The sequence below is a fragment of the Alkalimarinus coralli genome (assembly GCF_023650515.1).
GTDB classification, from domain to species: domain Bacteria; phylum Pseudomonadota; class Gammaproteobacteria; order Pseudomonadales; family Oleiphilaceae; genus Alkalimarinus; species Alkalimarinus coralli.
Window position 1 is genome coordinate 1,075,389 of the sequence record NZ_CP096016.1, and the last position, 24,473, is coordinate 1,099,861.

Genomic DNA, 24,473 nt, shown 5'->3' on the forward strand with positions numbered 1-24,473 from the left:
ATTGTTTATTACAGAGCAGCTTATGAATTCACTACCGGTATCTATTGATTTAACAAGTCATTCTAGCAATAAGCCCAAGGCTAGCGCGTCAGAGAGCCGTGGTGCTGAGGCCGACAGCTTTGAGAAAGAGTTGAGTAAGCAGGAAAGAAATACCCAGGATAAAGTGTCTGACTCGAAGTCTGCCCATGACGCAAAAAACAGTCAGAATGACGTAAAACCTAATTCCAAAGGGGCATCTGTTGCCGCTGACGTTGAGCAAAACGGCGAAGAATTGCCTGAGCAGGCGGCTAGTAGCGAATACGCAGATATCTCTCAGGAAGAGTTATCAGGTGAAATGGCGCACGGGTTATCGCTGAGTGAGTTGGATGCGCTTGAGAGTCAGCAAGCGGCAGCTTTAGACCCAGAAGCAACCGATTCAACAGACCCTCTGACGCTTATTTCAGAAACTGAAGAAGACTCTGCTTTGCTTAACGCTTCAGCGGTACTTGGCAACAAACTCGAACTGGCAAATAGTGTAGCGGAAGCCTCCGGCAATCTGTCAGCATATAGTCAATCTGTTACTTTAAGTCAATCTATGAATCCGACGTCTGCAATGAGTGGTGCTGCTGCAAGTGCAGGCGCACTGAGCGATGATGCGCTTTTGTCACAACCCACGGAAAAGTTGATGACGTTGGAGCAACTCAAGGCATCACTTGAAAAAGGCGTAGAGTCATTAGCCGAACTGGAGGTTGATGTCGATATCGATGGTGAGGCAAATGTGAAAGAGGTTTTTCGTTTCAACGATATTCAGTTGAAGGAAAGCCAGTCGACCTTGAAGACCTATACGACGTCGGTTGATTTGCCGGTTTCTCAAGGTGCTTGGGGAGACAAGGTCAATGATAAAATCATCTGGTTAGCGAATCAAAAAATCCAATTTGCGGAGATACACCTCAACCCTCAAGATCTTGGCCCCATGGAGGTTAAGATAAATGTTCAGAATGACCAGGCAACAGTCACCTTTAATAGCCAGCATCAAGGTGTTCGTGAGTTGCTGGAAATGAATGTTAGCCGGCTTCGTGAAATGATGAGTGAGAACGGTGTTGACCTGGCGCACGTTGATGTATCTGATCAATCTTCTCAGCAACAATCTGGTGAAGATGTCGAAGGCGAGGGGGGCGGCCAATCTGGTAGCGATGGAGAAGATAGCTTGAGCCGGGATAGGACGGTAAGTGACACTGACTCAATTACGCTGGATAACCTGGTTGATTTTTACGCATAGCGGGGAGGGCTGATTGATCGGTAGCTACCCTGTTAGTTGTAATATTTATTCTATTGCTATGTCCGCTATGTTGTGAATCTTCAAAATTCCAGGTCTTCATTTGTTACTCCAGATCCGAATAGCGCTTGCTTAAGCGTAGCGGTTGATGATTTCTAACATTATTTGGTGCGTAAGCGCATATAAGTTGTAGCCTTGATGAAAGGAGGTACGACTGAAATCAGGGTTGGACTATTTGAGATTTCAGTGTGGCGGGCTCCTTGGCTCTGCTGCGCTGTATCACGGCTACGGGTATCTCGAAGTCTTTGGTGCGCAGCCCATCTTTTCCTCGCCAACAGACAAATACTGTCTTGTTCTTCTCAATCAGATTTATCTCTTAGCTTAATAGGCTACAATGAATATTAGAAATGAGTTATAACTGATTGAATAGTTGAAATTTATTGGCACAAGGATTGCTCTATATCTAGGCATGACGGGTGTCATGGGGATTAATGACGAGAATTTGACATGGCAGCAGACGATAAGAAAGGCGAAAATCAAGAAGAGCAGGGCGGTAAGTCAAACAAGAAACTTATTATCATTGTGGCAATCGTGGTAATACTTTCAATCGGACTTTCAATTGGCGCTACGCTTTTTTTCTTAAAGGGTGATGGTGGTGAATCTGAAGCTGGTGAGGAGCAGGCCGCCGTTGAGGAGGTCAAAAAGCCAGCCGTGTATTTGGATATCAAGCCCCCTTTTGTTGTGACCTATGATGTTGCTGGTCGACAGCGTTATATGCAGGTTTTTGTGTCGGTTCAAAGTCGTGATCAAGCATCTTTAGACACTATGGAGCTGCATATGCCTTTGATTCGTAATAAATTGATCATGCTGTTTAGTGGGCAGGACTTTGAAAAGCTTCAAACCGCAGAAGGCAAAACTGCACTGCGAGACGCGTCTTTAAGCCTGATTAACGAAATGCTTGAGAAAGAGGCCAGTGGCTCGTCGATTGAGCAGGTATTATTTACTAATTTTGTCATGCAATAACGGGAAGGCAAGTGCAGGATTTATTATCACAAGACGAAATTGATGCGCTCTTACATGGCGTTGATGACGGTGACATTGATACCGATGACGACCTTGATGATGAAGGTGTCAGGAGTTATGACCTTGCCAGCCAAGATCGTATTGTTCGTGGGCGAATGCCCACGCTGGAAATGATTAATGAGCGATTTTCCAGGTACACCCGAATAAGTCTATTTAACCTGTTGCGCAGAAATGCGGATGTGGCAACAGGGGGGATTCAGATTTTAAAATTTGGCGAATACATCCATACGCTTTATGTTCCAACGAGTTTGAATCTTGTCAAAATAAGACCGCTTCGCGGTACGGCACTGTTTATATTCGATGCCAAACTAGTCTTTAAACTGGTGGATAACTTTTTTGGGGGAGATGGCCGACACGCAAAAATTGAGGGTAGAGAGTTTACGCCAACTGAAATTCGTGTCGTTCAAATGGTACTTGAGCAAGTCTTTATCGATATGAAAGAGGCTTGGAATGCGGTGATGAAGGTTGACTTTGAATATGTTAACTCTGAAGTTAACCCGGCTATGGCTAATATTGTTAGCCCAAGTGAAGTGGTGGTTGTTAGCACGTTCCATATTGAGCTTGATGGCGGTGGCGGTGATTTACATGTCGCGGTGCCTTATTCAATGATTGAACCTATCCGCGAGGTTCTGGATGCGGGTGTGCAAAGTGACATTGATGATGTTGATGAACGTTGGGTAAAAGCACTCCAGCAGGATATTCTTGATGCGCAAATTCCGATTAATGCAACATTGGTTGAGAAGCAGATATCTCTAAGGGATGTTTCTAACCTGCAACCAGGGGATGTTATTCCAGTGGATATCCCTGAGGTTGTGACAATGACGGCGAACAAAATCCCCATGTTCAAAGCTAAGGTCGGGAGCCTAGGCCCAAGTTTGGCGTTAAAAATTGAGAGCCGGGTTGGGCGGCAGGAGTCTTTCTTGAGTAAAACCGGGAGTGATGACAAAGATGAGTGAAAATGATGTACCTGAGGAGCAGGGTGAAGCAGGAATGACAGAAGACGAGAAGTTAGCCGAGGAGTGGGGCGCAGCCATGGCTGAATCTGGAGATGATGCCAATAGTGTCGATGATGAGTGGGCTGCAGCGATGGCAGAAGCCGAGGCTACCGAAGGCGACAAAAGTGATGATGATATTAAAGCTGCGCCACTTGAGAATTTTGAAAGCACGCCCGCACAAGGAGGTGCTTCAGGTGTAAACCCTGACCTGGATGTTATTCTTGATATTCCCGTTATGATTTCTATGGAGGTCGGGAGCACTCAAATTCCTATCCGGAACTTGCTGCAACTCAACCAGGGGTCCGTTGTTGAGCTTGATCGACTGGCTGGTGAGCCGCTTGATGTACTGGTCAATGGTACGCTGATTGCCCATGGGGAAGTGGTTATGGTGAATGAAAAGTTCGGTATTCGCTTAACGGATGTAGTGAGTCCATCAGAACGTATTAAACGGTTGAAATAGCGTATGGTGTGTTGGGACAATGCGCCCTGTAAACTCAGTTCTTTGTGTTATCTGAGAGTGTGGCGTTGCCTGCTGGCAGTGCTCTTATCGGTGTGTTTGGTAAGCGCTGTCTCTGCTGTCGAGTCAACTCAGGTTGTATCCAAAGCGTCTAGCGAACGGCTGGCTGCTAAAGACGCTGTTACTCGTAAAACCGTCGTTAACTCTGATGATGCCAGTGTCGAAGTTGCTGAACCTGCACCGCCTGCGGCCAACTCAAAACGGGCTCCCTCACCGGGTATAGACTCGACTGCCTGGCTAAACGCCGTGCTTGGGTTAGTCGCTGTTATCGCGCTTATTTTTGCCATTGCATGGTTCGTGAAACGTTTCACGGGGCTCGCCGTTTCAAATCAGCAGCAAATGAAGATCATATCAGCGATCCCTGTGGGGGCTAAGGAGCGAATCGCACTCATTGAGGTGGCGGACAAGCAACTTCTGGTTGGTATTACCCAGCATAACATTAATTTATTACATTCTTTTGATGAACCGGTCGTTAATAAAAATGATAAAACCGCTGTTGATTTTTCCAGCCGCCTCCAGGCAATCCTTAGTAAAGGCTCTGCAGAGTAGATCCTTACCTAGAAGGCGACCTTTGAATAAGATGTTGGCAGGCGTCACCGTTTTGGCACTATCTGTGTTGTCTCTTTCTGCGGTTGCTGAGCCTGCTGGTATTCCTGCTTTAACTATGGTCACGGAAGAGGGTGGTGAGCAAAAGTATACGGTAACTATTCAGATACTGGCGCTGATGACGGCATTAACGTTTCTTCCTGCAGCGTTAATGATGATGACATCATTTACTCGAATTATTATCTCTTTCTCTATTCTGCGTCAGGCGCTGGGGCTGCAGCAAACCCCTTCAAACCAGATACTGATTGGTTTATCGTTATTCCTCACGATATTTATCATGACCCCTGTTCTGGAAGAGGCGAACCGAACCGCAATCCAGCCTTATCTCGATGAAACACTTGCGCCAAAGGAGGCCTTGGAAAAGGCGAGTCTCCCTTTTAGGGACTTTATGCTGGCTCAAACACGAGAGGATGACCTAAACCTGTTTGTACGAATTTCCGGTAAGACATATGAAACACTTGAGGATGTCTCTTTTTGGGTTTTGATGCCTGCGTTTGTAACAAGTGAGTTGAAGACGGCTTTTCAGATTGGGTTTATCTTGTTTATCCCCTTTTTGATTATCGATATGGTGGTTGCAAGTGTATTGATGGCAATGGGGATGATGATGTTGTCGCCAATGATTATTTCGCTGCCATTTAAAATTATGCTGTTTGTATTGGTTGACGGCTGGGCGCTTATTATTGGTACTCTCGCCGCCAGTTTCGGAATCTGAGGAGCGTACAGAATGACCCCTGAAGTGGCAGTAGAGCTGGTACGTGAAGCGCTATACCTCATCTTATTGATGGTCACCGTTATCATTACGCCCAGCCTGGTTGTTGGTCTGATGGTGAGCGTGTTTCAGGCAGCGACCCAAATAAATGAGCAAACCCTGAGCTTCTTGCCTCGCTTATTGGTTACCCTGGCCGTCATTATTGTTATGGGGCCTTGGATGGTGCAGCGTTTGATTGAGTATTTTGAACGGCTGGTGACTAATATTCCTATGTTGATAGGCTAGCTCGGTGCAAGCAAATGTTTAAGTGTACCGGCTGGATAGGATCAGGGGGCTGAGTGGAGTTCACTGAAGAGGTTATCTTCAACTGGATAGCAGGGCATCTATGGCCGCTGTTCAGGGTTGCCAGCTTTTTTATGATCATTCCGATTATTGGAACCCAGCTCGTTCCAGCCAGAATCAGGTTGGGCCTGGCGATGATGATCACCATACTGGTTGCCCCGCTTATTGATGTTCCCCCTATTGTGGATCCGTTGTCGTTGTCTTCAATAGGCGTGCTGATACAACAAATGTTTATTGGCAGCACAATGGGCTTTATGTTCGTGCTTTTTGTACAACTTTTCGTCGTTGCGGGCCAAATCATTGCGATGCAGATGGGACTCGGTTTTGCCTCCATGGTTGACCCCACGAATGGTGTGTCGGTGCCTGTCTTATCACAGCTGTACCTGATTTGTGTAACGTTGTTGTTTCTGGCTACAAATGGCCACCTGGTGATGATTGAATTGTTTTTGGAGAGTTTTAGGGTTTGGCCTATTGCGGGTAGCTTGTTTACCGCTAATGGGTTCACCCCTGAGATTCTATGGGAGATGATACACCGGATATCCTGGATGTTTGGGGCAGCATTGCTGGTTTCATTACCGGTCATAACATCGGTGCTGGTTGTTAACATATCGTTTGGCATTATGTCCCGAGCGTCGCCTCAGATGAACGTATTTGCATTGGGGTTTCCTATCTCACAACTATTCGGAATGTTGATCATCTGGGTTGGCTTTGTAGGATTTTTGCCTCAATTTCAGCGCTTTAGTGGTGATGTTTTTGAGTTTCTCCGACAGATGTTAGGGGTATAAAGTGGCTGAAGGTCAAGATAGTAGCGCTGACAAAAGTGAGGAACCCACCGCCAAACGCTTGCAAAAGTCTCGGGAGGAGGGGCAAATCCCCCGCTCGAAAGAGCTTAATACCATGGCCATTCTCATTAGCGGTGCGGTCGGATTATTAATGTTCGGGGAAAACCTAGGCATGGCGCTGAAAAGCGTAATGCTACATAGCTTCTCGTTTCCTCGGGAAGTACTGTTTGATATAGGTCAGATGGGGCTGTTTCTTGGACATAGCTTTTCCGAAGTGGTCTGGTCTATGGCTCCTTTTTTAACAATATTGTTGGTTGCCTCTATTTTAGGCCCTGTTGGTCTGGGTGGCTGGTTATTTTCAACAAAAGCGCTCGCCCCGAAATTTAGTCGTTTAAATCCGGTTGAAGGCATTAAACGAATGTTTGCCTTAAAGTCACTGGTAGAGCTGGTTAAGAGTATTGCAAAAGTCGGTGTCGTTGTGACGGTTGCGCTGTTGATGCTCAATGCTTATACGGCAGAGCTACTTGCAGTGGGTGCCGAATCTGTTATCCCGGCTATGGGGCATGCGCTTGATATTTTAGTCTGGATTGTGTTTTGGCTGGCGTGCTCAATGGTTGTTATTGCGGTCGTTGATGTGCCATTTCAGCTATACGACCACAATAAAAAGCTGAAAATGACAAAGCAGGAAGTTAAGGACGAATATAAAGATACCGAAGGGAAACCAGAAGTTAAGCAAAAAATTCGACAGCTACAAATGGAAATGGCTCAGCGCAGAATGATGCAGGATGTCCCACAAGCGGATGTCGTTATCACTAACCCAACCCATTTCTCTGTCGCATTAAAATATGATGGCGACACGATGGCTGCTCCCGTGGTTCTTGCCAAAGGTGGTGATGAGATCGCGCTTAAAATCAGAGAGATAGCCAACGAACATAAAATTGAAATTGTACAGGCTCCGCCTTTAGCACGATCAATATACTACAACTCTGAGGTGGGGGATGAAATTCCAAGTGGGCTCTATGTGGCGGTTGCACAGATTCTAGCGTATATATTCCAGCTACGGCGTTACCGCAGCGGCGCCAATCCAAAACCACAAATGCCTGATTTCCCAATACCGGATGATCTGAAGCACGATTAAACGTTGCATTGTTAGCTGCTTAACAGTGCGGTGTTAAAGTAAATTTCACGCCTTTCTTTACTTAAAACAATCCAAATCAAAAAGTAGGTACAGTTCCTGCTATAGACATACGTATTCACTCAATTAAGTCAAAAAAACGTCATATCGTTTTTATATCCTGACCGGAATAAGTATGGAACAAGCCTTCAGCGTACAGAACCTTAAAAGCCTAACTCAGGGAAACCTGGGTATTCCTGTATTGCTACTGGTTATTTTGGGCATGATGGTACTGCCCATGCCCCCCTTCCTTCTGGATCTGTTGTTTACCTTTAATATCGCGTTGGCGATTGTCGTATTGCTGGTGTGTGTATATGCCATGCGCCCTGTTGATTTTGCTATTTTCCCGACAATATTGCTGGTCGCAACGCTATTAAGACTGGCGCTTAATGTTGCTTCTACGCGCGTGGTGTTGCTCTGGGGGCATGAAGGAGGCGATGCAGCGGGTAAAGTAATCGAGGCGTTTGGAGAGGTGGTTATTGGCGGTAACTACGCTGTCGGTCTGGTGGTATTTGCGATACTGATGATTATTAACTTTGCTGTTGTGACAAAAGGTGCGGGCCGGGTTTCAGAGGTAAGCGCCCGCTTCACATTGGATGCAATGCCAGGCAAGCAAATGGCGATTGATGCCGACCTAAATGCCGGCCTAATCGGGCAGGACGAAGCAAAAGCGCGTCGGGAAGGCATTGCTCAAGAAGCTGACTTCTATGGCTCAATGGATGGTGCCAGTAAGTTTGTTCGAGGTGATGCGATTGCAGGCCTGCTGATTTTGGTTATCAATATTGTTGGCGGTTTATCCATAGGCATGGTTCAGCACGATCTTGAGTTCAGCGATGCCATGCAGAAATACTCGCTGCTAACGATTGGTGATGGCTTGGTAGCGCAGATTCCATCGTTGCTATTGTCTACTTCCGCAGCAATTATGGTGACGCGTGTCAGCACCACGCAAGACATGTCTCACCAAATGTTTGACCAGATGTTCTCTTCGCCAAGGTCTATGGCGGTTGCCTCTCTCATCTTGATTATTATGGGGTCAATTCCAGGGATGCCTCATTTCGCGTTTTTGGGGTTGGGCGTTTTGACGGCAGCAGGCGCTTACTATATTTGGTATCGCAAGAACAGAGGTCAGGTTGATGAAGGTGTGGTTAGAGCGGGGGCGCCAGGTGGCGCAGGGGCGGTTGCTCCAGGCGCTGCACCTTCTCCGGCACCTGGCGGCTCACCTCAGGCCCCGGTACCTTCGGGCGAAACCAAAGAGCTGGGCTGGGATGATGTTCTAACGGTTGACGTTGTCGGGCTCGAAGTCGGCTATCGCCTTATTCCCTTGGTCGATAAATCCCAAGGGGGGCAGTTGCTGGGAAGAATTAAGGGGGTAAGGAAAAAACTGTCTCAGGAATTGGGTTTTTTGATGCCGTCGGTCCATATCAGGGACAACCTCGACTTAATGCCCAACGTATACCGCATTACCCTTATGGGCGTTAATCTGGCTGAGGCGGAGATTCATCCTGATAGAGAGCTTGCCATTAACCCGGGCCAGGTATTCGGGAAACTAGAGGGGATTGAGGGGAAAGACCCTGCGTTTGGTTTGGATGCTGTATGGATAGAGCCCAGCCAGAAAGATCATGCCCAGACACTGGGTTATACGGTGGTAGACGCCAGTACGGTTGTCGCAACTCACCTTAATCAAATTCTACAAAAACATGCTCACGAATTGATTGGGCATGAAGAGGTTCAACAGTGGCTGGAGCAGCTGACAAAAGCCTCTCCGAAGCTTGGAGAAGAGCTGGTTCCGTCAACGTTGTCAGTTAGCTTGCTATTGAAAATACTGCAAAGTCTGTTGATAGAGAACGTGCCTATACGTGATATGAGAAGTATTGCCGAGGCGGTCGTGAATGTGACACCTAAAACTCAGGACCCGGTGATGTTAGTCGCTGCTGCACGGCAATCCCTTAAGAGACTGATTATTCAAAATATCTGTGGAGCGGAGAGTGAAATCCCCGTTATCACCTTAGACCCTGAACTGGAACAACTATTGCTTAAGTCTGTACAGCAAGCACAGAAAGTTGGCGCAGGGGATGATGTAGGGCTCGTTCTTGAACCGAGAATGATAGAAAAATTACAACGGTCATTGAACGATGCCGCTCAGCGCCAGGAGGTGATGGGTAAGCCACCAATACTACTGGTTTCAGCGCCATTGAGGCCCGTGCTAGCGAAGTTTGTAAGGTTTGGTATTGAGCGGTTGCATGTGCTCTCTTATCAGGAAGTGCCTGATAATAAGCAAATAACAATTGTCGCAACCGTAGGTCAGTAATTTGACGCGTTTTCATCAAAAACAAAAAGCGCCGTCAATTAATATGTCAGACGATCGTGTTGTCGCCGAATAATTGCGGACAACTGAAAGAATTTAGGAGAGACGCCATGAAAGTAAAACGTTTTTTTGCCGCAACTATGCAAGAAGCCTTGCGCATGGTTCGTGAGGAGATGGGGGCAGATGCGGTTATTCTTTCAAACCAAAAAGTGGGTGGTGGCGTCGAGATAGTAACTGCACTGGACTATGATGAGCAGCTAGCAATGAGTCAGGTTGAGACAATAGAAGGGCAAGATAAGGCCCCTTCACCGACTCAGGTTGGCCGAATGCAAGCAGAGCGCCATGTTCGATTACAGGAAGAGATGGAGCGGGCGCGCGAAAAAATAAATGGTGTTAGAAATAGGCGCGCAGGTAGTGATGAACCTGTACAGCCTGTTCAAGCAATTACTTCAGAAAAAGCAGGCGAAGCTGCAGCGCCCTCAGAACTTGAGCAGATGAAGGCTGAGTTAAGCCATCTTAAAGGGCTGCTTAATCAGCAAATTCAGAGCAGCAATGAAGCGCCAGTCGAAAGTGATGCTGATCGTTCAATTGTTAAGAATAATATTTCAGACAGGCTTTGCCGTATGGGGGTTGAGCGCTCTTTAATCGATGCGCTGTTGCCGGGGGTAAAAAATGGAACCGATATCAGTCAAGCCTGGAATCGGGTTCTGGCTGAGTTATCCCATGTGTTGGCGGTTGAAGATGCCGAGCTAACTGACCGGGGAGGCATTTATGCATTGGTTGGACAGACAGGTGCAGGTAAGACCACAACAATTGGCAAGATGGCTGCGCGGTATGTGTTGGAGCATGGGGCTGACTCAATTGCGTTAATCACCACTGATCGATATAGAATAGCCGCGCATGAGCAGCTAATGGTCTTTGGTCGTATTTTAAATATCCCTGTTAGAGTCGTGGATGAACAAAACCCGCTGGACGATGTGCTGGAGTCGCTACAGGATAAGAAGTTAGTACTTATCGATACTGCCGGGCTTAACCACCAAGACCCTGATTGGGCTGAGCAGCTGCATGAGTTGCGTAATTCAAAATTCGATATTCAAAGTTATCTGGTTCTGTCGGCAATAACACAAACCCAGATTATGAAATCCACCTACCATTATTATAAGATGGTCGGATTGGCAGGGTGCCTGGTTACTAAGTTGGACGAGGCTGTTAGCCTGGGTGAGGTAATTAGTTTCCTTTACTTAAGCGGTTTATCGGTCGCTTATGTGACTGATGGGCAAAAAATACCCGATGATATTCATTTGGCAAAAGCGCATATCATTGTTAGCAAAGCGATTACGTTATTTAAAGAGCAGGAAAAATTTGAAGCAGAGTTATTGTCTAATACGCAAGGCCGGATACATAATACCGGGCGCGCCAATGAGCTAACTTCAATGTATTTTGGCAACACAGCCTGAAATTAAGAACATAAAACAGTATCCTCTGCTAAACTGATGAAAAGTTTAGTTGTTTTATAGCTATCTAAGTGAATAAAATGTCTGTTTTTTGATCGAATTGGCCGATTGAGAAAACATATATCGCTTCGTTTGTGATAACAATAAAAGTAGTTTATTTCAGCTAAAGCGGTTAAGCGTTAAATAACGCTGCGGCACAAAGAACTGAATAGTTTCAGCCGAAGCATGCCTTTTCCGTTAAGAGCAATAAGATAGTCGTAATAAATGAGATCGTAGTGAATGGCACTGACTTAAGCTTGTCATCCTCGCGAACGCGGGGATCCATAGGGTTATAGACTCCGTTCCAAATGGATTCCCGCCTGCGCGGGAATGACAGTACAGAGTCATTATGTTTTAGGTAAGTGCCACTAAGATCGTAGTAATAAATGAGATTGTAGAAATAGAGCAAATTGCAGTAATAGGGGATAAACACCTGTATGAGTAATTCAAATCCAGTCCAGGTTATTGCTGTTACAGGCGGTAAAGGCGGTATTGGCAAAAGTAATGTATCGATTAACCTAGCTTTGGCGCTCTCCTCTATGGGGCGAAGAGTCGTGGTGCTTGATGCGGACTTGGGGTTGGCAAATATTGATGTTCTCTTGGGAATTACTTCGAACAGAAATTTAGCAGATGTTCTTTCAGGTGAGTGTGGCTTGCGAGATGTGATGGTCGAAGGCCCTGGGGGAATTAAAGTTGTCCCAGCTTCATCCGGGACTCAAAAAATGGTCTCCTTAAGCCCCTTGGAGCATGCTGGCTTGATTAATGCGTTTAGCGAAATCTCAGGCGATTTGGATGTATTGGTTGTGGATACAGCCGCAGGTATATCTGACAGTGTGGTTAGCTTTTTGAGGGCCGCACAGGAAATCGTTGTGGTGGTGGTTGATGAACCGACTTCAATTACCGACTCCTATGCGCTTATTAAATTACTAAACAGAGATTACGGAATTCATCGCTTTAGAGTGTTGGCTAATATGGTCAAAACACAGCAGGAAGGCCGTCACCTTTATTCAAAACTCGTTAAAGTAACAGATCGTTTTCTTGATGTTGCCCTTCAATACGTTGGTAGCATTCCATTCGATGAGGCAGTTAAAAAATCAGTTCAACGTCAGCGGGCTGTATTGGATGCTTACCCTCGTGCAAAAGCTTCACTAGCCTATAAGTCGTTAGCGCAAAAAGCGGATAGCTGGCCTTTGCCTTCGTCACCGAGAGGGCACTTGGAGTTTTTTGTTGAGCGTTTGGTGCAGGCGTAAATTATTAATTTATGGCATTGGTACACGGCCAAATGATGTATAGTGATTCGAATATTGAACGGGCTGATAGTCTGGTTCGGCAGCACGCGCCACTGGTGAAGCGTATCGCTTATCATCTGATGGCAAGGCTTCCGGCAAGCGTGCAGGTGGATGACCTGATCCAGTCCGGTATGATGGGGCTGTTAGAAGCCTCTAAAAAATATGAGCCATCAAAAGGGGCATCGTTCGAAACCTACGCCGGGATTCGAATTCGTGGTGCCATGATGGACGAAATTCGCAAAGGAGACTGGGTTCCCCGGTCTGTTCACAGAAATACCCGTAAGATATCTGAAGCGATCAAAGCGGTTGAAGACCGTGAAGGTCGTGATGCAAAAGATCATGAGGTAGCGGCAGAGCTCGACATGGACTTAGACGAGTATTATGCCTGTATTAAGGATAGTGCCAGTGGAAAGCTATTTAGCTTTGAAGAAATTCTGGAAGGGGGAGAGGGGGCTGTTGATCAGTTGGCTGCATCCTCTGAAACGCCTTATTCAGAATTGCAAGATGACGCGTTTAAAGAGGGGTTGGTGCAAGCAATAGCCTCACTACCCGAACGAGAACGATTAGTGCTATCGCTCTACTATGATGAAGAGCTAAACCTTAAAGAGATTGGGGCGGTGCTTTCAGTGAGTGAATCACGAGTTAGCCAAATACACAGTCAGGCAGCATTGCGCTTAAGATCTAGGTTAATAGAGTGGCACTAAAATTGACATGCTTATAGCTGCTTGAATTTTTTAGAAAAATGATAGCAGTTATTTTGCTTAACATTAAAAAAAACTGGATACCCGTCGAACTCAAGCTAGACTTACATTCATACCATGAGCCTGAATCGAGTTCTGGCTTGTTAAGGGTTCCAGCTTCGGCATTTTGGAGGTCGACTTGGATAAAAATATGAAAATCCTGGTAGTTGATGATTTTTCGACTATGAGGAGAATTATAAAAAACCTGTTAAGAGATCTGGGCTTTACAAACGCTGATGAAGCGGATGACGGGAATACTGCATTGCCAATGCTTCAGACAGGTAAATATGACTTTCTCGTGACAGATTGGAATATGCCTGGCATGACGGGTATCGAACTGCTTAAGGCAGTAAGAGCTGATGATAATCTGAAAGGTTTACCCGTACTGATGGTTACTGCTGAAGCGAAGCGGGATCAGATTGTTGCTGCAGCTCAGGCGGGTGTAAATGGTTATGTTGTAAAGCCGTTTACTGCGGCGGTGCTGAAAGAAAAAATTGATAAAATCTTTGAGCGTATCGATTCTTGAGCGCAGGTTAGTGCATGACAAATAAAGAAGAAAACTCGCAGGATATGGCAGGATTTGAAACGCAGCTTAAAAACCAGGCCGCTGATCTCAAAGATTTGGTTGATTCCGGTAACATTTCAGAAGCGTTGAAAGTAATCTCAGACTTAAATGCCACCCGAGATCAAAGTCTTTACCAGGAAGTTGGGCGGTTAACGCGAACCTTACACGAATCAATTAGAAATTTTCATATTGATACGGCAAGAGGGGCGGGTCAGGAAGAGCTTTCCAAAATTGATGATGCGACTGATCGCTTGTCTTATGTTGTCGACATGACCAATAAGGCTGCAAATAAGACCTTAGACCTTGTAGAAGAGAGTATGCCTATTGCTTCGGAAATGAAGGAAGAAGCAGATATTCTAAAAGGTGATTGGGCAAAACTACGTCGCAGAGAGATGAAGCCTGAAGAGTTTCGTCAGCTTTATAAACGTATGGACTTGTTTCTTGATAAATTAAGCAATCAATCGGATAAAGTTTATCGTAATTTGTCCGACATATTGTTAGCACAAGATTTTCAGGATCTCACCGGTCAAGTCATTAAGAGAGTGACAGGGTTGGTGCAGGAGGTGGAGGAAAACCTAGTAAGCCTAGTGGCTATGGCCGGTAAGGTAGATCAGATTACAGGTACCGTTCACGAAGGATTAGAACAAGAAAAAGAAAAGAATATTGAACGTGGTGAGGGGCCTCAGATGAACGCGGAAGAACGTGTCGATGTGGTTTCGAGTCAGGATGATGTGGATGATTTACTCTCCAGTCTAGGTTTTTGAGGAGTGCTTGCATGGGGTTTGAAGCGGATGAAGAGATTCTCCAGGACTTTTTAGTCGAGTCAGGTGAAATTCTCGAGCTTCTGTCAGAACAACTGGTGGATTTGGAGCAGAATCCGGATGATACGGATTTGCTTAACGCGATATTTCGTGGGTTCCACACGGTGAAGGGCGGAGCTGGTTTTCTACAGCTTGATGCGTTAGTTGAGTGCTGCCATGTGGCAGAGAACGTCTTCGATATTCTTCGAAATGGTAAGCGTACAGTTACTGCCGAATTGATGGACGTGGTACTGCAGGCGTTAGATGCCGTTAATGAAATGTTCGAACAGTGCAGAAATCGGGAAGAGCTGGTTCCCGCAGACCCCGCTTTGATTCAAGCGCTGGCAAGGCTTGCCGTTCCTGAAACTGAAGGCGAGCGAGCATCTGAGGCTCCAGCCACAGAGACAGCTCCCGACATGAACGAACCCCCCGTTGAGCAAAGCTCTGTGCAGACTGAAGATGACGCTGAAGAGAAGGGCGACATTACCGACGATGAGTTCGAACAACTTTTAAGTGCACTCGATGCGCCTGAAGGCACTACGGCTGCGGAATCTACACAAGCCTCAACTGCTTCTTCCAGTGACAATGTTGAGTTGTTTGATGAGGCTCCATCAACAGGTGGCTCTGACGATGAAATCACTGATGATGAATTTGAAAAACTGTTGGATGACCTGCATGGAGCAGGTAAGCATGGCAGCATAGAAAAAGCCGAAAAACCTCAAGAGCCTGATTCAGGCGAAATTACTGACGACGAATTTGAAAAACTGCTGGATGACCTGCACGGAAAAGGCCAGTTTACAGGCGAAGTTGCGGGTGGCGGTTCAGTGTCACCCTCTCTCTCTCCCTCTCCCGAAACAGCTGCAGCGGGTGACTCTGACCTAATTGATGACAGTGAGTTTGATAAACTCCTTGATGATCTTCATGGTAAAGGAAAGGGGCCAACAGAAGGTGGCGGCGCTGTTTCGCCTGCGGCCAGTACGCCAACACCTCCGCCGGCGGCAAAACCCCAACCTAAACCTGAGCCTCAACCTAAACCTAAACCTGAGCCTGTATCGGCACCAAAGACCTCTGCACCGGCCTCGCCCGCAGCTAAAAAGGCGGTTGGCAAAGAGCAGTCAATTGCTACCGAAACCACCGTTCGGGTTGATACCAAGCGTCTTGATGACATTATGAATATGGTTGGAGAGCTGGTATTGGTTAGAAATCGCTTGAAGCGCCTAGGTGATGAGAGTGAAAACGAGTCAATGCAAAAGGCGGTATCGAACCTTGATGTCGTGACGGGTGACCTGCAGTCTGCAGTGATGCAAACCCGTATGCAGCCAATCAAAAAGGTATTTGGAAGATTCCCAAGAGTCGTAAGGGACTTGGCTCGCAATCTTAAAAAAGAAGTTAACCTTGTTTTGCGTGGTGAAGATACTGACTTGGATAAAAACCTGGTTGAAGCACTTTCTGACCCTCTTGTCCACTTGGTAAGAAATGCTGTGGATCATGGTGTTGAATTACCGGATGTAAGAGAGGCGAGCGGTAAACCAAGAACAGGACGTGTTATTTTAGCCGCAGAACAAGAAGGTGATCATATTCTGCTGTCGATTGAAGATGACGGCGCGGGAATGGATCCGGACGTCCTTCGCAGAAAAGCGGTTGAAAAAGGCTTATACGACGAGGATGCGGCTGAAAGACTGACCGATACCGAGTGCTTCAATCTTATTTTTGCACCTGGCTTTTCAACAAAAACCGAAATCTCTGATGTCTCTGGACGAGGCGTCGGCATGGATGTGGTTAAGACCAAAATCACGCAGCTCAATGGCACGATATCGATCGATTCAGAAAAAGGTAAAGGTTCTCACATTATTATCAAGGTACCTTTGACACTGGCGATTATGCCGACGTTAATGGTACTGCTCGACGATCAGTCGTTCGCGTTCCCTCTGGTAAGCGTGGTAGAGATTTTTCACCTTGACCTATCGAGTACTAATATTGTCGACGGCCAGGAATGTGTAGTGGTCAGAGACAATGTATACCCGCTTTTTCATATTAAGCGCTGGCTGGTTGATAATATTCCAGATGAGTCTGAAAGTGATTCAGCCCATGTGGTGATTGTCTCAGTAGGGACCAAACGAGTCGGTTTTGTCGTTGATCAGCTTGTCGGCCAGGAAGAGGTGGTTATTAAACCGCTAGGGCGAATGCTGCACGGTACACCCGGAATGTCCGGTGCGACGATAACGGGTGATGGCCGAATAGCACTGATTCTTGATATCCCTAGTTTGCTACAGCGTTATGCATAACATCCAGCCGTTGTGAGTGCTCTGAAACAAGGCGCTCGCAATTGCGTTATTTATTGACTATTCGTAATACTGTTAACTAGATGAGTAGAGTCGGTGCAGTAGAGTCTTCAGCGAAAACGTTGAACTGAAGGCATTTTTCTATCTGGAGATTCATGAATGGCGGTTTCCGTCTTAGTCGTTGATGACTCGGGGTTTTTCAGGCGAAGAGTCTGTGAAATTCTAGAGTCAGTTAGCACAATAAAAGTAGTTGGCACCGCAAGCAACGGACAGGAAGCGCTTGAGCTGGTTAAAAAGCTTAAACCCGATGTAGTCACCATGGACTACGAGATGCCTGTTATGAACGGTGTGGCAGCGGTCAAACAGATTATGCGTGAGTCACCCACGCCTGTATTAATGTTTTCTTCGCTCACCTACGAAGGTGCACGCGTAACGCTGGATGCACTGGAAGCCGGAGCCGTCGATTTCCTACCTAAAAACTTTGAAGACATTGCGAGGGACTCCAGCAGAATGCAGGAAGTTCTTAAGCAGCGTATTCTAGCCGTTGCTGCTACTAACAAGCAGCGCACTCCTGCTCGACCCTCCGCAATTTCGCAGTCTTCCTCTTCCACAGCCGGTACGCATCAATCGGGCGGCACGGAAAGCCCGGCAGGTAAAAGTCCGGTGGGTAAGCGCACTGAGCGAGTGAAGCCAATAGCAAGGCCTGGCCCAGTTGTAAAATCTGATACAGGAGGGCTTAACCGTTCCCAAGCATCGGCACGAGGCTCAATGAGCCAGAAGGACTTATCTGAAGAGCCTGTTTCGAACAGCAAGATATCACACCCGGTGAATTTGGTGGCAATTGGTACGTCTACAGGTGGGCCGATTGCGTTGCAGAAAGTTCTGACAAAGCTGCCTTCAAGCTTTTCCAAGCCCATTGTGCTGATTCAGCATATGCCGGCATCGTTTACCTTGGCGTTTGCTGAGCGATTGAATCGGCAGTGTCAGATTACTGTTAAGCAAGCAGAAGATGGCGACATGCTTAGGCCCGGCTTGGCTTTGTTGGCTCCTGGTGGCAAGCAGATGATTATTGAATCCCGCTCGGGAAGTGCCCGAGTGAAGATTCTTGAAGGGGATGACCGATTGCACTATAAGCCGTGTGTTGATGTAACCTTCGGTTCAGCAGCCAGGTGTTTTCCAGGGAAAACCTTAGGCATTATTTTGACTGGCATGGGTGCAGACGGAAAAGACGGTTGCCGCTTGATGAAGCAAACCGGCTCAACGGTTTGGGCGCAGGATGAGAAAAGTAGTGTCATCTATGGAATGCCAATGGCCGTTGTAAAAGCCGGTCTGGCGGATGAAGTGCTGAGTCTGGGAGATGTTGCAGGACGTATTGTGTCCGGGGTCAAGTAATGGATTTATTGAGTATTATTGGTGTTATTTTAGCCTTTGGTGCAGTTATTGGAGGCAACTTTCTCGAAGGTGGTACGGTTGATGCCCTGATCAACCTGCCAGCGACGATTATTGTAATTGGCGGAACCTTTGCCGCTATCATGCTGCAAACATCGTTAAAGCTATTAAAGCATGCTGGCCGAATGTTTCTTTGGGTGTTTATGCCGCCATATGTCAACTTGGAAGATGGTGTTGATAAGGTCGTCAAATGGAGTATGAGGGCTAGAAAAGAAGGGCTGTTAGGACTGGAAACAATCGCCGGAAAAGAGAAGGAGGCGTTTGCAAAAAAAGGGTTACAGCTGCTGGTTGATGGAGCCGAGCCTGATACCATTCGAAGTGTCATGGAGCTTGAGCTTATCGCTAAGGAAAACAGAGATATCGAAGGTGCTAAAGTCTATGAGAGTATGGGAGGCTATTCTCCTACGATTGGTATCATCGGTGCGGTAATGGGGTTGATTCATGTTATGAGTCACCTGGAAGACCCTGCCTCTTTAGGCTCGGGCATTGCTACAGCGTTTGTCGCCACGATCTACGGCGTCGCATTTGCCAACCTGTTTTTGTTCCCAGTTGCGAATAAACTTAAAGCGGTCATAAAGCTTGAATCGCTATATCGGGAGTTGATGATCGAAGGTTTGGTCTCGATCTCTGAAGGGGAAAACCCCCGCTCAATCGAATTGAAACTTAGAGGTTTTCTTCACTAATACTCAGGCGGGCTTAATATGAGACGACAGTTGGAAGAGGATGAGTCTCACAGTAAAGAGCGGTGGCTCGTTTCCTACGCAGACTTCATTACATTGCTTTTTGCATTTTTTGTGGTGATGTATTCGGTTTCATCGGTCAATGAAGGCAAATACAAAGTTCTCTCAGAAACCCTTGAAGGAGCCTTCAACTCTGCCCAGAGAACGACCAAGCCGATACAGATTGGCGATCACATTCCACGCTCGAGTGGTCAAAATGAGGGTGAACAAAAAATACAGCCTGTTGAATCCATTCCAAGAGGGAGTGAGGGGCGAATAAAAGATAGAACCAAAGGGATGCGCGAAATTGCAGATAAATTCGCCGCAGAGTTTTCTGGCTTGATCACCGATGGGCTGGTCTCGGTGAATGAGAATGAAGACTGGATTGAAGTCTCGTTATCAAACAAAATTTTATTCAAAAGTGGAGATGTTGAACCTTATGACGAGGCATTTCCTATTCTTGAGCAGGTCGCAACTATACTTAAATCCCATGATAATGCGCTTTTAGTAGAAGGTTTTACCGACAATATTCCCATTCGTACTCGCTCTCACCCTTCAAACTGGGAGTTATCTTCGTCGCGTTCGGCGGCGGTTGTTCGTTTACTGGCGCATGAAGGTGTCGACCCTTCCAGAATGGCTGCTGTAGGCTACGGGGAATATCAGCCTGTTGCGAGGAATGACACGCCTGAAGGAAGAAGTCGCAACCGCAGGATTGTGCTGGTGATTTCAAAAGACCCAAATGTGCGTGTCACCTTGCGCAATAAAGGTTAATCAACTTCAACGTTTCGTTACATTTTTCTATGGCATTATTCCTGCTTGTTAGGTCTAAAATAGGCCTAAAGTAGGCCTAAAGTAGGCCTAAAGTAGGTCTAAAATAGCAAAACCGGCAAAAGTGTGCCTGGCTGTTAGGGTGCTGTGGTTGTGATATGAGTTGTTTTATTGCTAATTCAATCATTAAGTTATTGCCATCTTTGTCGATATAACTACCTCAGGCTGTTGATTTTAATAAACATAAAGATAAGAGGTACCGCTGTGCGTATCTGGGCAATTGCAAATCAGAAGGGTGGAGTAGGGAAAACAACGACAACTGTAGCCTTGGGTGGTCTATTGGCCAAAGAAGGCAAGCGAGTGCTGATGATGGATCTTGACCCTCATGGCTCCCTCACCAGTTATTTTAAATATGACCCTGATACTATTGAGCACAGCGCATTTGATCTGTTTTTACATCAAGGCAAAGTGCCCCAAGATCTACCCGCCACCTTAATTGTCAAAACATCGATGCCAGGGTTAAAGCTGCTGCCCGCGTCTACGGCACTGGCAACACTGGAGCGACGAATGGTTGGCGTTGAAGGCATGGGATTAATTATTTCCCGAGCGCTTGCCATATTGTGGGATGACTTTGATTACGTACTGATCGATAACACGCCTTCTCTCGGTGTTCTGATGATCAATGCATTAGCTGCGAGTCAGCACTTGATGGTGCCGGTTCAGACCGAATTTTTGGCGCTTAAAGGTCTTGAGAGGATGATGCACACATTGGATATGGTGATTAAATCTCAAAAGAGTAAATTAACATATACCATCATTCCAACTATGTTTGATAGAAGGACTCAGGCGTCGGTACAAAGTCTGAGGTCAGTAAAAAATACCTGGGGTTCACAGGTCTGGAAGTATGCCATTCCTGTGGATACTAAATTCAGAGATGCGAGTAGAATGGGGGTTGTTCCCTCAGAGCTTGATGAAGCAACTCACGGAGTTAGGGCGTATAAAAAATTACTGGAAAATATTAGGGAAAACGAAGCCGTCAATATTTGATTGGCGGTCTAATGTTGGGGCGACGAATACCTTGCTACAACCAAGGTGATATCGTTTGCTCAGCGTGGGCACTGTTTAGATTAAGTTGTAAAAGATCAAGTTGTATATAGATCAAGTTGTATATAGATCAAGTTGTATATAGATCAAGTAGTAAAAGGGCAGTTCGAGATGAGTGGTTCGAAATGAGTCGTAAGCACAATCAATTTGTAGCATCGCCCAATGATGCCATTAACAGTTATATTGGCGATCTTCTTTGGTCTGAAAGCGAAGAGGAACAGCGTGTTGCACCTGATAACTTATCGGTCACTACTACTAATACTACTACCGCTAAACTCCAGTCTCTTTCAAATACCATTAAGCCAGGTTTCTGGTTGATTCCTCTGACTAATTTAGATCATTATCGATTGGACTTGTCGCGCCCTCAGCGTTCCCTGAATGCGTCATTTGCCCTGCTTTTATCAGGGCTGTTATTGCTGAAATGCCCTATTAGCGGCCGTGTGCGCGAAGCTGTTGTTGAGCAGTGTCATGAGAGGATGATGGAGTACCGCTTACTCTGCAAGATCACTCGGTTGCCTTCCGCAACAAGGAGGTTCAATGAGTCGTAAGCGGTATAGTGATACGATCAACCCTCAGGTTGCGGTACAGGACTACCTTGATGACTTGCTACAAAAGTTACCATCAACATCTCCGTTGGATGAGCTAAGGGAGGCTGAAGAGCGTGAAGCTGCGCTAGCCAGTGAACGCGCGAGAAAACTCTCAGAAGGTCGCGGTCACAGACAGCGTGAACAGAAACCAGTAATACCAATGGCCGGAAGTGGCAGCCACAATTACACGGCTGGCAGAGAAACGTCACTGGCTGCGCAACGGTTGGAAAAGAAAAGAGCGCTGGCCAGAGCGGTACCGAGGGATTTCCGGGAGCCGCTGACTCTTAAGTCACCCTCGATTAGTGGTATGCTTAGCGCTATACCAGACGCTGTGCAGAGCACGAGCCCGGCATTAGAGCTGCCTAAAACTAAAACTAAAACTAAAGCTGATGTGGCGGTCGCCAAAAATATCCCTGAACAGGTTGTCGGTGAACTCGATTCCCCTGCCACTTCTTGTGAAAGCAGCCCTAAGAACGCTGGCACCGAGAGCGTTGTTGCAGATAATAATTTGACAACGGCTAAGGCTGAACCTCTTGGTAAAACTCAGGATGTTAGCGAAAAAACTAAAACGACCCCTAATGCGCCTGCAGCTGAGCAATCGGTTGAGTCTGAACAGGCGACAGCGGCTGCTGAGGAACGTAGTGCGTATTTGGATAGCTGGTTGGATAATGGCCGGCCAAACTGGGCTCAAGGTCGGTTTGAGTGTCTGATTTTTACTGTGGCAGGGTTGAAACTAGCCGTGCCTTTGGTTTCGCTGGGGGCGATTCACTCTATGGATCGGGAACTGACACCGCTAGTGGGTAGGCCCCCATGGTTTCTTGGCTTGTTGCCGGTAGGCGAAAAAAATATCAAGGTGGTCGATTCTGCGCTGTGGATAATGCCGGAGCGTTATAACGAGGCTGCTAAAGAGGGGTATCGATTTGTCATCAGGCTTGATAATAGCGAGTGGGGGATGGCCTGCGACTCTGTTGCACAGTCTTTCTCCCTCTCGCCAGAAGAAGTGCGATGGAGAACCGACCGAGGCAAAAGGCCATGGCTTGCGGGTACGGTAATCGATCATATGTGTGCATTGATGGATGTGGCGGCCGTTGCCCACTTGCTTGATACTGCCCAGAAAACAAACCACTCCCCAATATAAACCCTTAAGCATGTTGAATTTGCTACTCTTTACGGGTTATTCCTATTAAGATTCTGTCACTTATCTAAACTCTGGCTATACTATAGCTAACGATTTATAGCTTTTTGTCATTAACCTGGCATGGAATGTGATAATAAAAGGTTAAGATGGCTTGAGTGATGATTTTTTGACAAGCATCGCTATTGGTAATTTCAATGGCGTTTGGCAAAGAGTTTTTTGACACCCGATAATTAAAATAGGATCAAGAGGTTCGGAATATGGCATCTAGTACAGGGCATAGTGGTCAAACAACAGAAGATCCTATCTTCCAGTATGTAACCTTCCGGTTAGACGATGAAACCTACGGTATTAACGTCATGCAGATTCAGGAAGTGCTGCGTTATACCGAGATAGCGCCGGTGCCTGGAGCGCCAGATTATGTATTGGGGATAATTAATCTTCGAGGTAATGTGGTTACCGTGATCGATACCCGCAAGCGGTTTGGCCTTAGCCAGTCTGATATTTCTGACCATACACGTATCGTAGTGCTGGAAATAGAGGGTCAGGTTGTTGGGGTGTTGGTTGATTCCGTTGCAGAAGTGGTTTATCTGAAACAGTCAGAAGTAGAGACTGCTCCAAACGTCGGCAATGAAGAGAGTGCGCGCTTTATTCAGGGCGTTTGCAATAAAAACGGCGAGCTTATTATTCTGGTTGAGTTTGAAAAAATGCTCAGCGAAGAAGAGTGGGCAGATATGTCGGCCTTATAAGCGTTGTCTTGTAAGGTCTAGTAGTGAGGGTAACGCGATGTTAGAGCAATATGCTCCATTATTGAGTTTAGTATCAACGATATTACTGGCAGGGTATGTTGTTTTTCTCAGGTTCTCGATGAGTAAACAGGCTGCCAAATATAGCGAACAGATAAAAGCCATTAGTCAAGAACTACAGGCCATTGGCAGCGGTTCTATGGGGGTAGGCAGAAAGCTGATTGTACTCGAAAAGCAGATTGCTGAACTGAAGAACAGTCAGGAAGAGATGGTTAGAAATGACCCCAATAGAGTATCGTATACAGAGGCTACCCGACTGGTCGAGTTAGGTGCCGATGTCGAAGACTTGATGAACAGTTGTGGCATCTCCAGGCCAGAAGCTGAACTGGTGACCGCATTAAGTCAAAAAAGCCAGACGTGTGATGTCACGGTTAATTGATTCCCGAAACAGCGAATCTACCAATGTAAACCTCAGTACCCGCTCTATAGCCGTTGCTGAGGCTTCTGCTCATCAAATGTTGCAACTAATACTTAACCATCATATTGCTATGGTTTCTGCTTAACCAGCAAGTGCCACTATTCCACTATTCCACTATTGCCACTAAGGAGAGGTAAAACTCACGTGGTTGTCAATCAATACCGTTGATCAGTTAATCGGCTTCTCTTTTCTCTCCATTTCGCCACGCTCAGTATTGAAACCTTCCGGTACTTTATTTTGTATGTGATACGCGAATGCAATAATTTCAGCGATGACACGGTATAGCACTTCGGGAATATTTTCTCCCAGCTCCAGTTTTGACAGAAGTTCAACTAAATCTGCGTTCTCGTAAAGAGGGACATTAGCCTCTTTGGCGATTCTAATAATTTCCTCTGCAACAGAGCCTTCTCCGGTTGCAGAGATTGTAGGCGCATCCTCTCCATCGTATTTCAGCGCGACGGCAGTGGTTATGTTCTGTTTTGACTCTGGCATAATTTATTTGAACTGAGTTTTATCATTGTTGGTCGGTGCCGATGAAGAGTGGCCTCTC

General features: G+C 46.4%; 25 protein-coding genes. 24 read left to right on the top strand and 1 reads right to left on the bottom strand.

The window, feature by feature from the left end:
- Nucleotides 1-22 precede the first annotated feature (22 nt).
- The 24 genes from MY523_RS04765 to MY523_RS04880 all read left to right on the top strand — a co-directional run bounded on the left by MY523_RS04765 (nt 23) and on the right by MY523_RS04880 (nt 23,884).
- Nucleotides 23-1,258: a flagellar hook-length control protein FliK gene (locus MY523_RS04765; RefSeq protein WP_250657665.1), complete on the top strand. Its 1,236-nt coding sequence runs from the start codon at nt 23-25 to the stop codon at nt 1,256-1,258.
- Between the two features lie 504 nt (nt 1,259-1,762).
- The gene (locus MY523_RS04770) at nt 1,763-2,278 is read left to right on the top strand and encodes a flagellar basal body-associated FliL family protein (RefSeq protein ID WP_250657666.1); all 516 of its coding nucleotides are present in this window, start codon (nt 1,763-1,765) and stop codon (nt 2,276-2,278) included.
- Nucleotides 2,279-2,289: 11 nt separating this feature from the next.
- On the top strand, nt 2,290-3,294 hold the full coding sequence (gene fliM / locus MY523_RS04775) for a flagellar motor switch protein FliM (protein ID WP_250657667.1): 1,005 nt from the start codon (nt 2,290-2,292) through the stop codon (nt 3,292-3,294).
- Between the two features lie 34 nt (nt 3,295-3,328).
- Entirely contained in the window at nt 3,329-3,793 is a 465-nt protein-coding gene (gene fliN / locus MY523_RS04780) for a flagellar motor switch protein FliN (protein WP_250658773.1), read from the top strand.
- 78 nt (nt 3,794-3,871) lie between these two features.
- Nucleotides 3,872-4,399, top strand: a complete 528-nt coding sequence (fliO, locus tag MY523_RS04785) for a flagellar biosynthetic protein FliO (protein ID WP_250657668.1) — start codon at nt 3,872-3,874, stop codon at nt 4,397-4,399.
- A 31-nt stretch (nt 4,400-4,430) separates the two neighbouring features.
- Entirely contained in the window at nt 4,431-5,168 is a 738-nt protein-coding gene (gene fliP, locus MY523_RS04790; protein WP_250658774.1) for a flagellar type III secretion system pore protein FliP, read from the top strand.
- A gap of 12 nt (nt 5,169-5,180) precedes the next feature.
- Nucleotides 5,181-5,450, top strand: a complete 270-nt coding sequence (gene fliQ / locus MY523_RS04795) for a flagellar biosynthesis protein FliQ (protein WP_250657669.1) — start codon at nt 5,181-5,183, stop codon at nt 5,448-5,450.
- A 53-nt stretch (nt 5,451-5,503) separates the two neighbouring features.
- Complete coding sequence (gene fliR / locus MY523_RS04800) at nt 5,504-6,292, top strand: flagellar biosynthetic protein FliR (RefSeq protein ID WP_250657670.1); 789 nt, start codon at nt 5,504-5,506, stop codon at nt 6,290-6,292.
- Between the two features lies 1 nt (nt 6,293).
- A complete protein-coding gene (flhB, locus tag MY523_RS04805) occupies nt 6,294-7,427 on the top strand; it encodes a flagellar biosynthesis protein FlhB (protein ID WP_250657671.1) in 1,134 nt (377 codons plus the stop codon).
- 172 nt (nt 7,428-7,599) lie between these two features.
- Nucleotides 7,600-9,771 (top strand): flagellar biosynthesis protein FlhA, encoded by a 2,172-nt coding sequence (gene flhA, locus MY523_RS04810; protein ID WP_250657672.1) that lies wholly within the window; start codon nt 7,600-7,602, stop codon nt 9,769-9,771.
- Between the two features lie 107 nt (nt 9,772-9,878).
- Nucleotides 9,879-11,225, top strand: a complete 1,347-nt coding sequence (gene flhF, locus MY523_RS04815; RefSeq protein ID WP_250657673.1) for a flagellar biosynthesis GTPase FlhF — start codon at nt 9,879-9,881, stop codon at nt 11,223-11,225.
- Nucleotides 11,226-11,698: 473 nt separating this feature from the next.
- Nucleotides 11,699-12,511: a MinD/ParA family protein gene (locus MY523_RS04820; RefSeq protein ID WP_250657674.1), complete on the top strand. Its 813-nt coding sequence runs from the start codon at nt 11,699-11,701 to the stop codon at nt 12,509-12,511.
- 11 nt (nt 12,512-12,522) lie between these two features.
- The gene (locus tag MY523_RS04825) at nt 12,523-13,254 is read left to right on the top strand and encodes an RNA polymerase sigma factor FliA (protein WP_250657675.1); all 732 of its coding nucleotides are present in this window, start codon (nt 12,523-12,525) and stop codon (nt 13,252-13,254) included.
- 175 nt (nt 13,255-13,429) lie between these two features.
- Nucleotides 13,430-13,816 (top strand): chemotaxis response regulator CheY, encoded by a 387-nt coding sequence (gene cheY, locus MY523_RS04830; RefSeq protein ID WP_250657676.1) that lies wholly within the window; start codon nt 13,430-13,432, stop codon nt 13,814-13,816.
- Between the two features lie 14 nt (nt 13,817-13,830).
- Nucleotides 13,831-14,619, top strand: coding sequence for a protein phosphatase CheZ (locus MY523_RS04835; RefSeq protein WP_250657677.1), 789 nt, complete (start codon nt 13,831-13,833; stop codon nt 14,617-14,619).
- 11 nt (nt 14,620-14,630) lie between these two features.
- Nucleotides 14,631-16,940, top strand: coding sequence for a chemotaxis protein CheA (locus tag MY523_RS04840; RefSeq protein ID WP_250657678.1), 2,310 nt, complete (start codon nt 14,631-14,633; stop codon nt 16,938-16,940).
- 156 nt (nt 16,941-17,096) lie between these two features.
- The gene (locus tag MY523_RS04845; protein ID WP_250657679.1) at nt 17,097-18,329 is read left to right on the top strand and encodes a protein-glutamate methylesterase/protein-glutamine glutaminase; all 1,233 of its coding nucleotides are present in this window, start codon (nt 17,097-17,099) and stop codon (nt 18,327-18,329) included.
- The gene (locus tag MY523_RS04850; RefSeq protein WP_250657680.1) at nt 18,329-19,069 is read left to right on the top strand and encodes a flagellar motor protein; all 741 of its coding nucleotides are present in this window, start codon (nt 18,329-18,331) and stop codon (nt 19,067-19,069) included. The genes MY523_RS04845 and MY523_RS04850 overlap by 1 nt, the downstream gene beginning before the upstream one ends.
- Before the next feature lie 18 nt (nt 19,070-19,087).
- Nucleotides 19,088-19,876, top strand: coding sequence for a flagellar motor protein MotD (motD, locus tag MY523_RS04855; RefSeq protein ID WP_250657681.1), 789 nt, complete (start codon nt 19,088-19,090; stop codon nt 19,874-19,876).
- Between the two features lie 261 nt (nt 19,877-20,137).
- The gene (locus MY523_RS04860) at nt 20,138-20,920 is read left to right on the top strand and encodes a ParA family protein (protein WP_250657682.1); all 783 of its coding nucleotides are present in this window, start codon (nt 20,138-20,140) and stop codon (nt 20,918-20,920) included.
- 182 nt (nt 20,921-21,102) lie between these two features.
- Nucleotides 21,103-21,525 carry a hypothetical protein gene (locus tag MY523_RS04865; protein ID WP_250657683.1) on the top strand — a complete coding sequence of 141 codons (423 nt, stop codon included), beginning with the start codon at nt 21,103-21,105 and terminating at the stop codon, nt 21,523-21,525.
- Nucleotides 21,515-22,702 carry a chemotaxis protein CheW gene (locus MY523_RS04870; RefSeq protein WP_250657684.1) on the top strand — a complete coding sequence of 396 codons (1,188 nt, stop codon included), beginning with the start codon at nt 21,515-21,517 and terminating at the stop codon, nt 22,700-22,702. The genes MY523_RS04865 and MY523_RS04870 overlap by 11 nt, the downstream gene beginning before the upstream one ends.
- A 257-nt stretch (nt 22,703-22,959) precedes the next feature.
- The gene (locus MY523_RS04875; RefSeq protein WP_250657685.1) at nt 22,960-23,448 is read left to right on the top strand and encodes a chemotaxis protein CheW; all 489 of its coding nucleotides are present in this window, start codon (nt 22,960-22,962) and stop codon (nt 23,446-23,448) included.
- A 37-nt stretch (nt 23,449-23,485) separates the two neighbouring features.
- Nucleotides 23,486-23,884 (top strand): DUF2802 domain-containing protein, encoded by a 399-nt coding sequence (locus tag MY523_RS04880; RefSeq protein WP_250657686.1) that lies wholly within the window; start codon nt 23,486-23,488, stop codon nt 23,882-23,884.
- A gap of 207 nt (nt 23,885-24,091) precedes the next feature.
- Here the strand turns inward: MY523_RS04880 and MY523_RS04885 are convergent, their stop codons facing one another.
- Nucleotides 24,092-24,415 carry an EscU/YscU/HrcU family type III secretion system export apparatus switch protein gene (locus MY523_RS04885; protein ID WP_250657687.1) on the bottom strand — a complete coding sequence of 108 codons (324 nt, stop codon included), beginning with the start codon at nt 24,413-24,415 and terminating at the stop codon, nt 24,092-24,094.
- Nucleotides 24,416-24,473 lie beyond the last annotated feature (58 nt).

Bases quoted from the DNA above. Each gene is read 5' to 3' on its own strand.
- MY523_RS04765 (WP_250657665.1), top strand. From the start codon at position 23: ATGAATTCACTACCGGTATCTATTGATTTAACAAGTCATTCTAGCAAT.
- MY523_RS04770 (WP_250657666.1), top strand. From the start codon at position 1,763: ATGGCAGCAGACGATAAGAAAGGCGAAAATCAAGAAGAGCAGGGCGGT.
- fliN (WP_250658773.1), top strand. From the start codon at position 3,329: ATGACAGAAGACGAGAAGTTAGCCGAGGAGTGGGGCGCAGCCATGGCT.
- fliP (WP_250658774.1), top strand. From the start codon at position 4,431: ATGTTGGCAGGCGTCACCGTTTTGGCACTATCTGTGTTGTCTCTTTCT.
- fliQ (WP_250657669.1), top strand. From the start codon at position 5,181: ATGACCCCTGAAGTGGCAGTAGAGCTGGTACGTGAAGCGCTATACCTC.
- flhA (WP_250657672.1), top strand. From the start codon at position 7,600: ATGGAACAAGCCTTCAGCGTACAGAACCTTAAAAGCCTAACTCAGGGA.
- flhF (WP_250657673.1), top strand. From the start codon at position 9,879: ATGAAAGTAAAACGTTTTTTTGCCGCAACTATGCAAGAAGCCTTGCGC.
- MY523_RS04820 (WP_250657674.1), top strand. From the start codon at position 11,699: ATGAGTAATTCAAATCCAGTCCAGGTTATTGCTGTTACAGGCGGTAAA.
- MY523_RS04825 (WP_250657675.1), top strand. From the start codon at position 12,523: ATGGCATTGGTACACGGCCAAATGATGTATAGTGATTCGAATATTGAA.
- MY523_RS04835 (WP_250657677.1), top strand. From the start codon at position 13,831: ATGACAAATAAAGAAGAAAACTCGCAGGATATGGCAGGATTTGAAACG.
- MY523_RS04840 (WP_250657678.1), top strand. From the start codon at position 14,631: ATGGGGTTTGAAGCGGATGAAGAGATTCTCCAGGACTTTTTAGTCGAG.
- MY523_RS04845 (WP_250657679.1), top strand. From the start codon at position 17,097: ATGGCGGTTTCCGTCTTAGTCGTTGATGACTCGGGGTTTTTCAGGCGA.
- MY523_RS04850 (WP_250657680.1), top strand. From the start codon at position 18,329: ATGGATTTATTGAGTATTATTGGTGTTATTTTAGCCTTTGGTGCAGTT.
- motD (WP_250657681.1), top strand. From the start codon at position 19,088: ATGAGACGACAGTTGGAAGAGGATGAGTCTCACAGTAAAGAGCGGTGG.
- MY523_RS04865 (WP_250657683.1), top strand. From the start codon at position 21,103: ATGAGTCGTAAGCACAATCAATTTGTAGCATCGCCCAATGATGCCATT.
- MY523_RS04870 (WP_250657684.1), top strand. From the start codon at position 21,515: ATGAGTCGTAAGCGGTATAGTGATACGATCAACCCTCAGGTTGCGGTA.
- MY523_RS04875 (WP_250657685.1), top strand. From the start codon at position 22,960: ATGGCATCTAGTACAGGGCATAGTGGTCAAACAACAGAAGATCCTATC.
- MY523_RS04880 (WP_250657686.1), top strand. From the start codon at position 23,486: ATGTTAGAGCAATATGCTCCATTATTGAGTTTAGTATCAACGATATTA.
- MY523_RS04885 (WP_250657687.1), bottom strand. From the start codon at position 24,415: ATGCCAGAGTCAAAACAGAACATAACCACTGCCGTCGCGCTGAAATAC.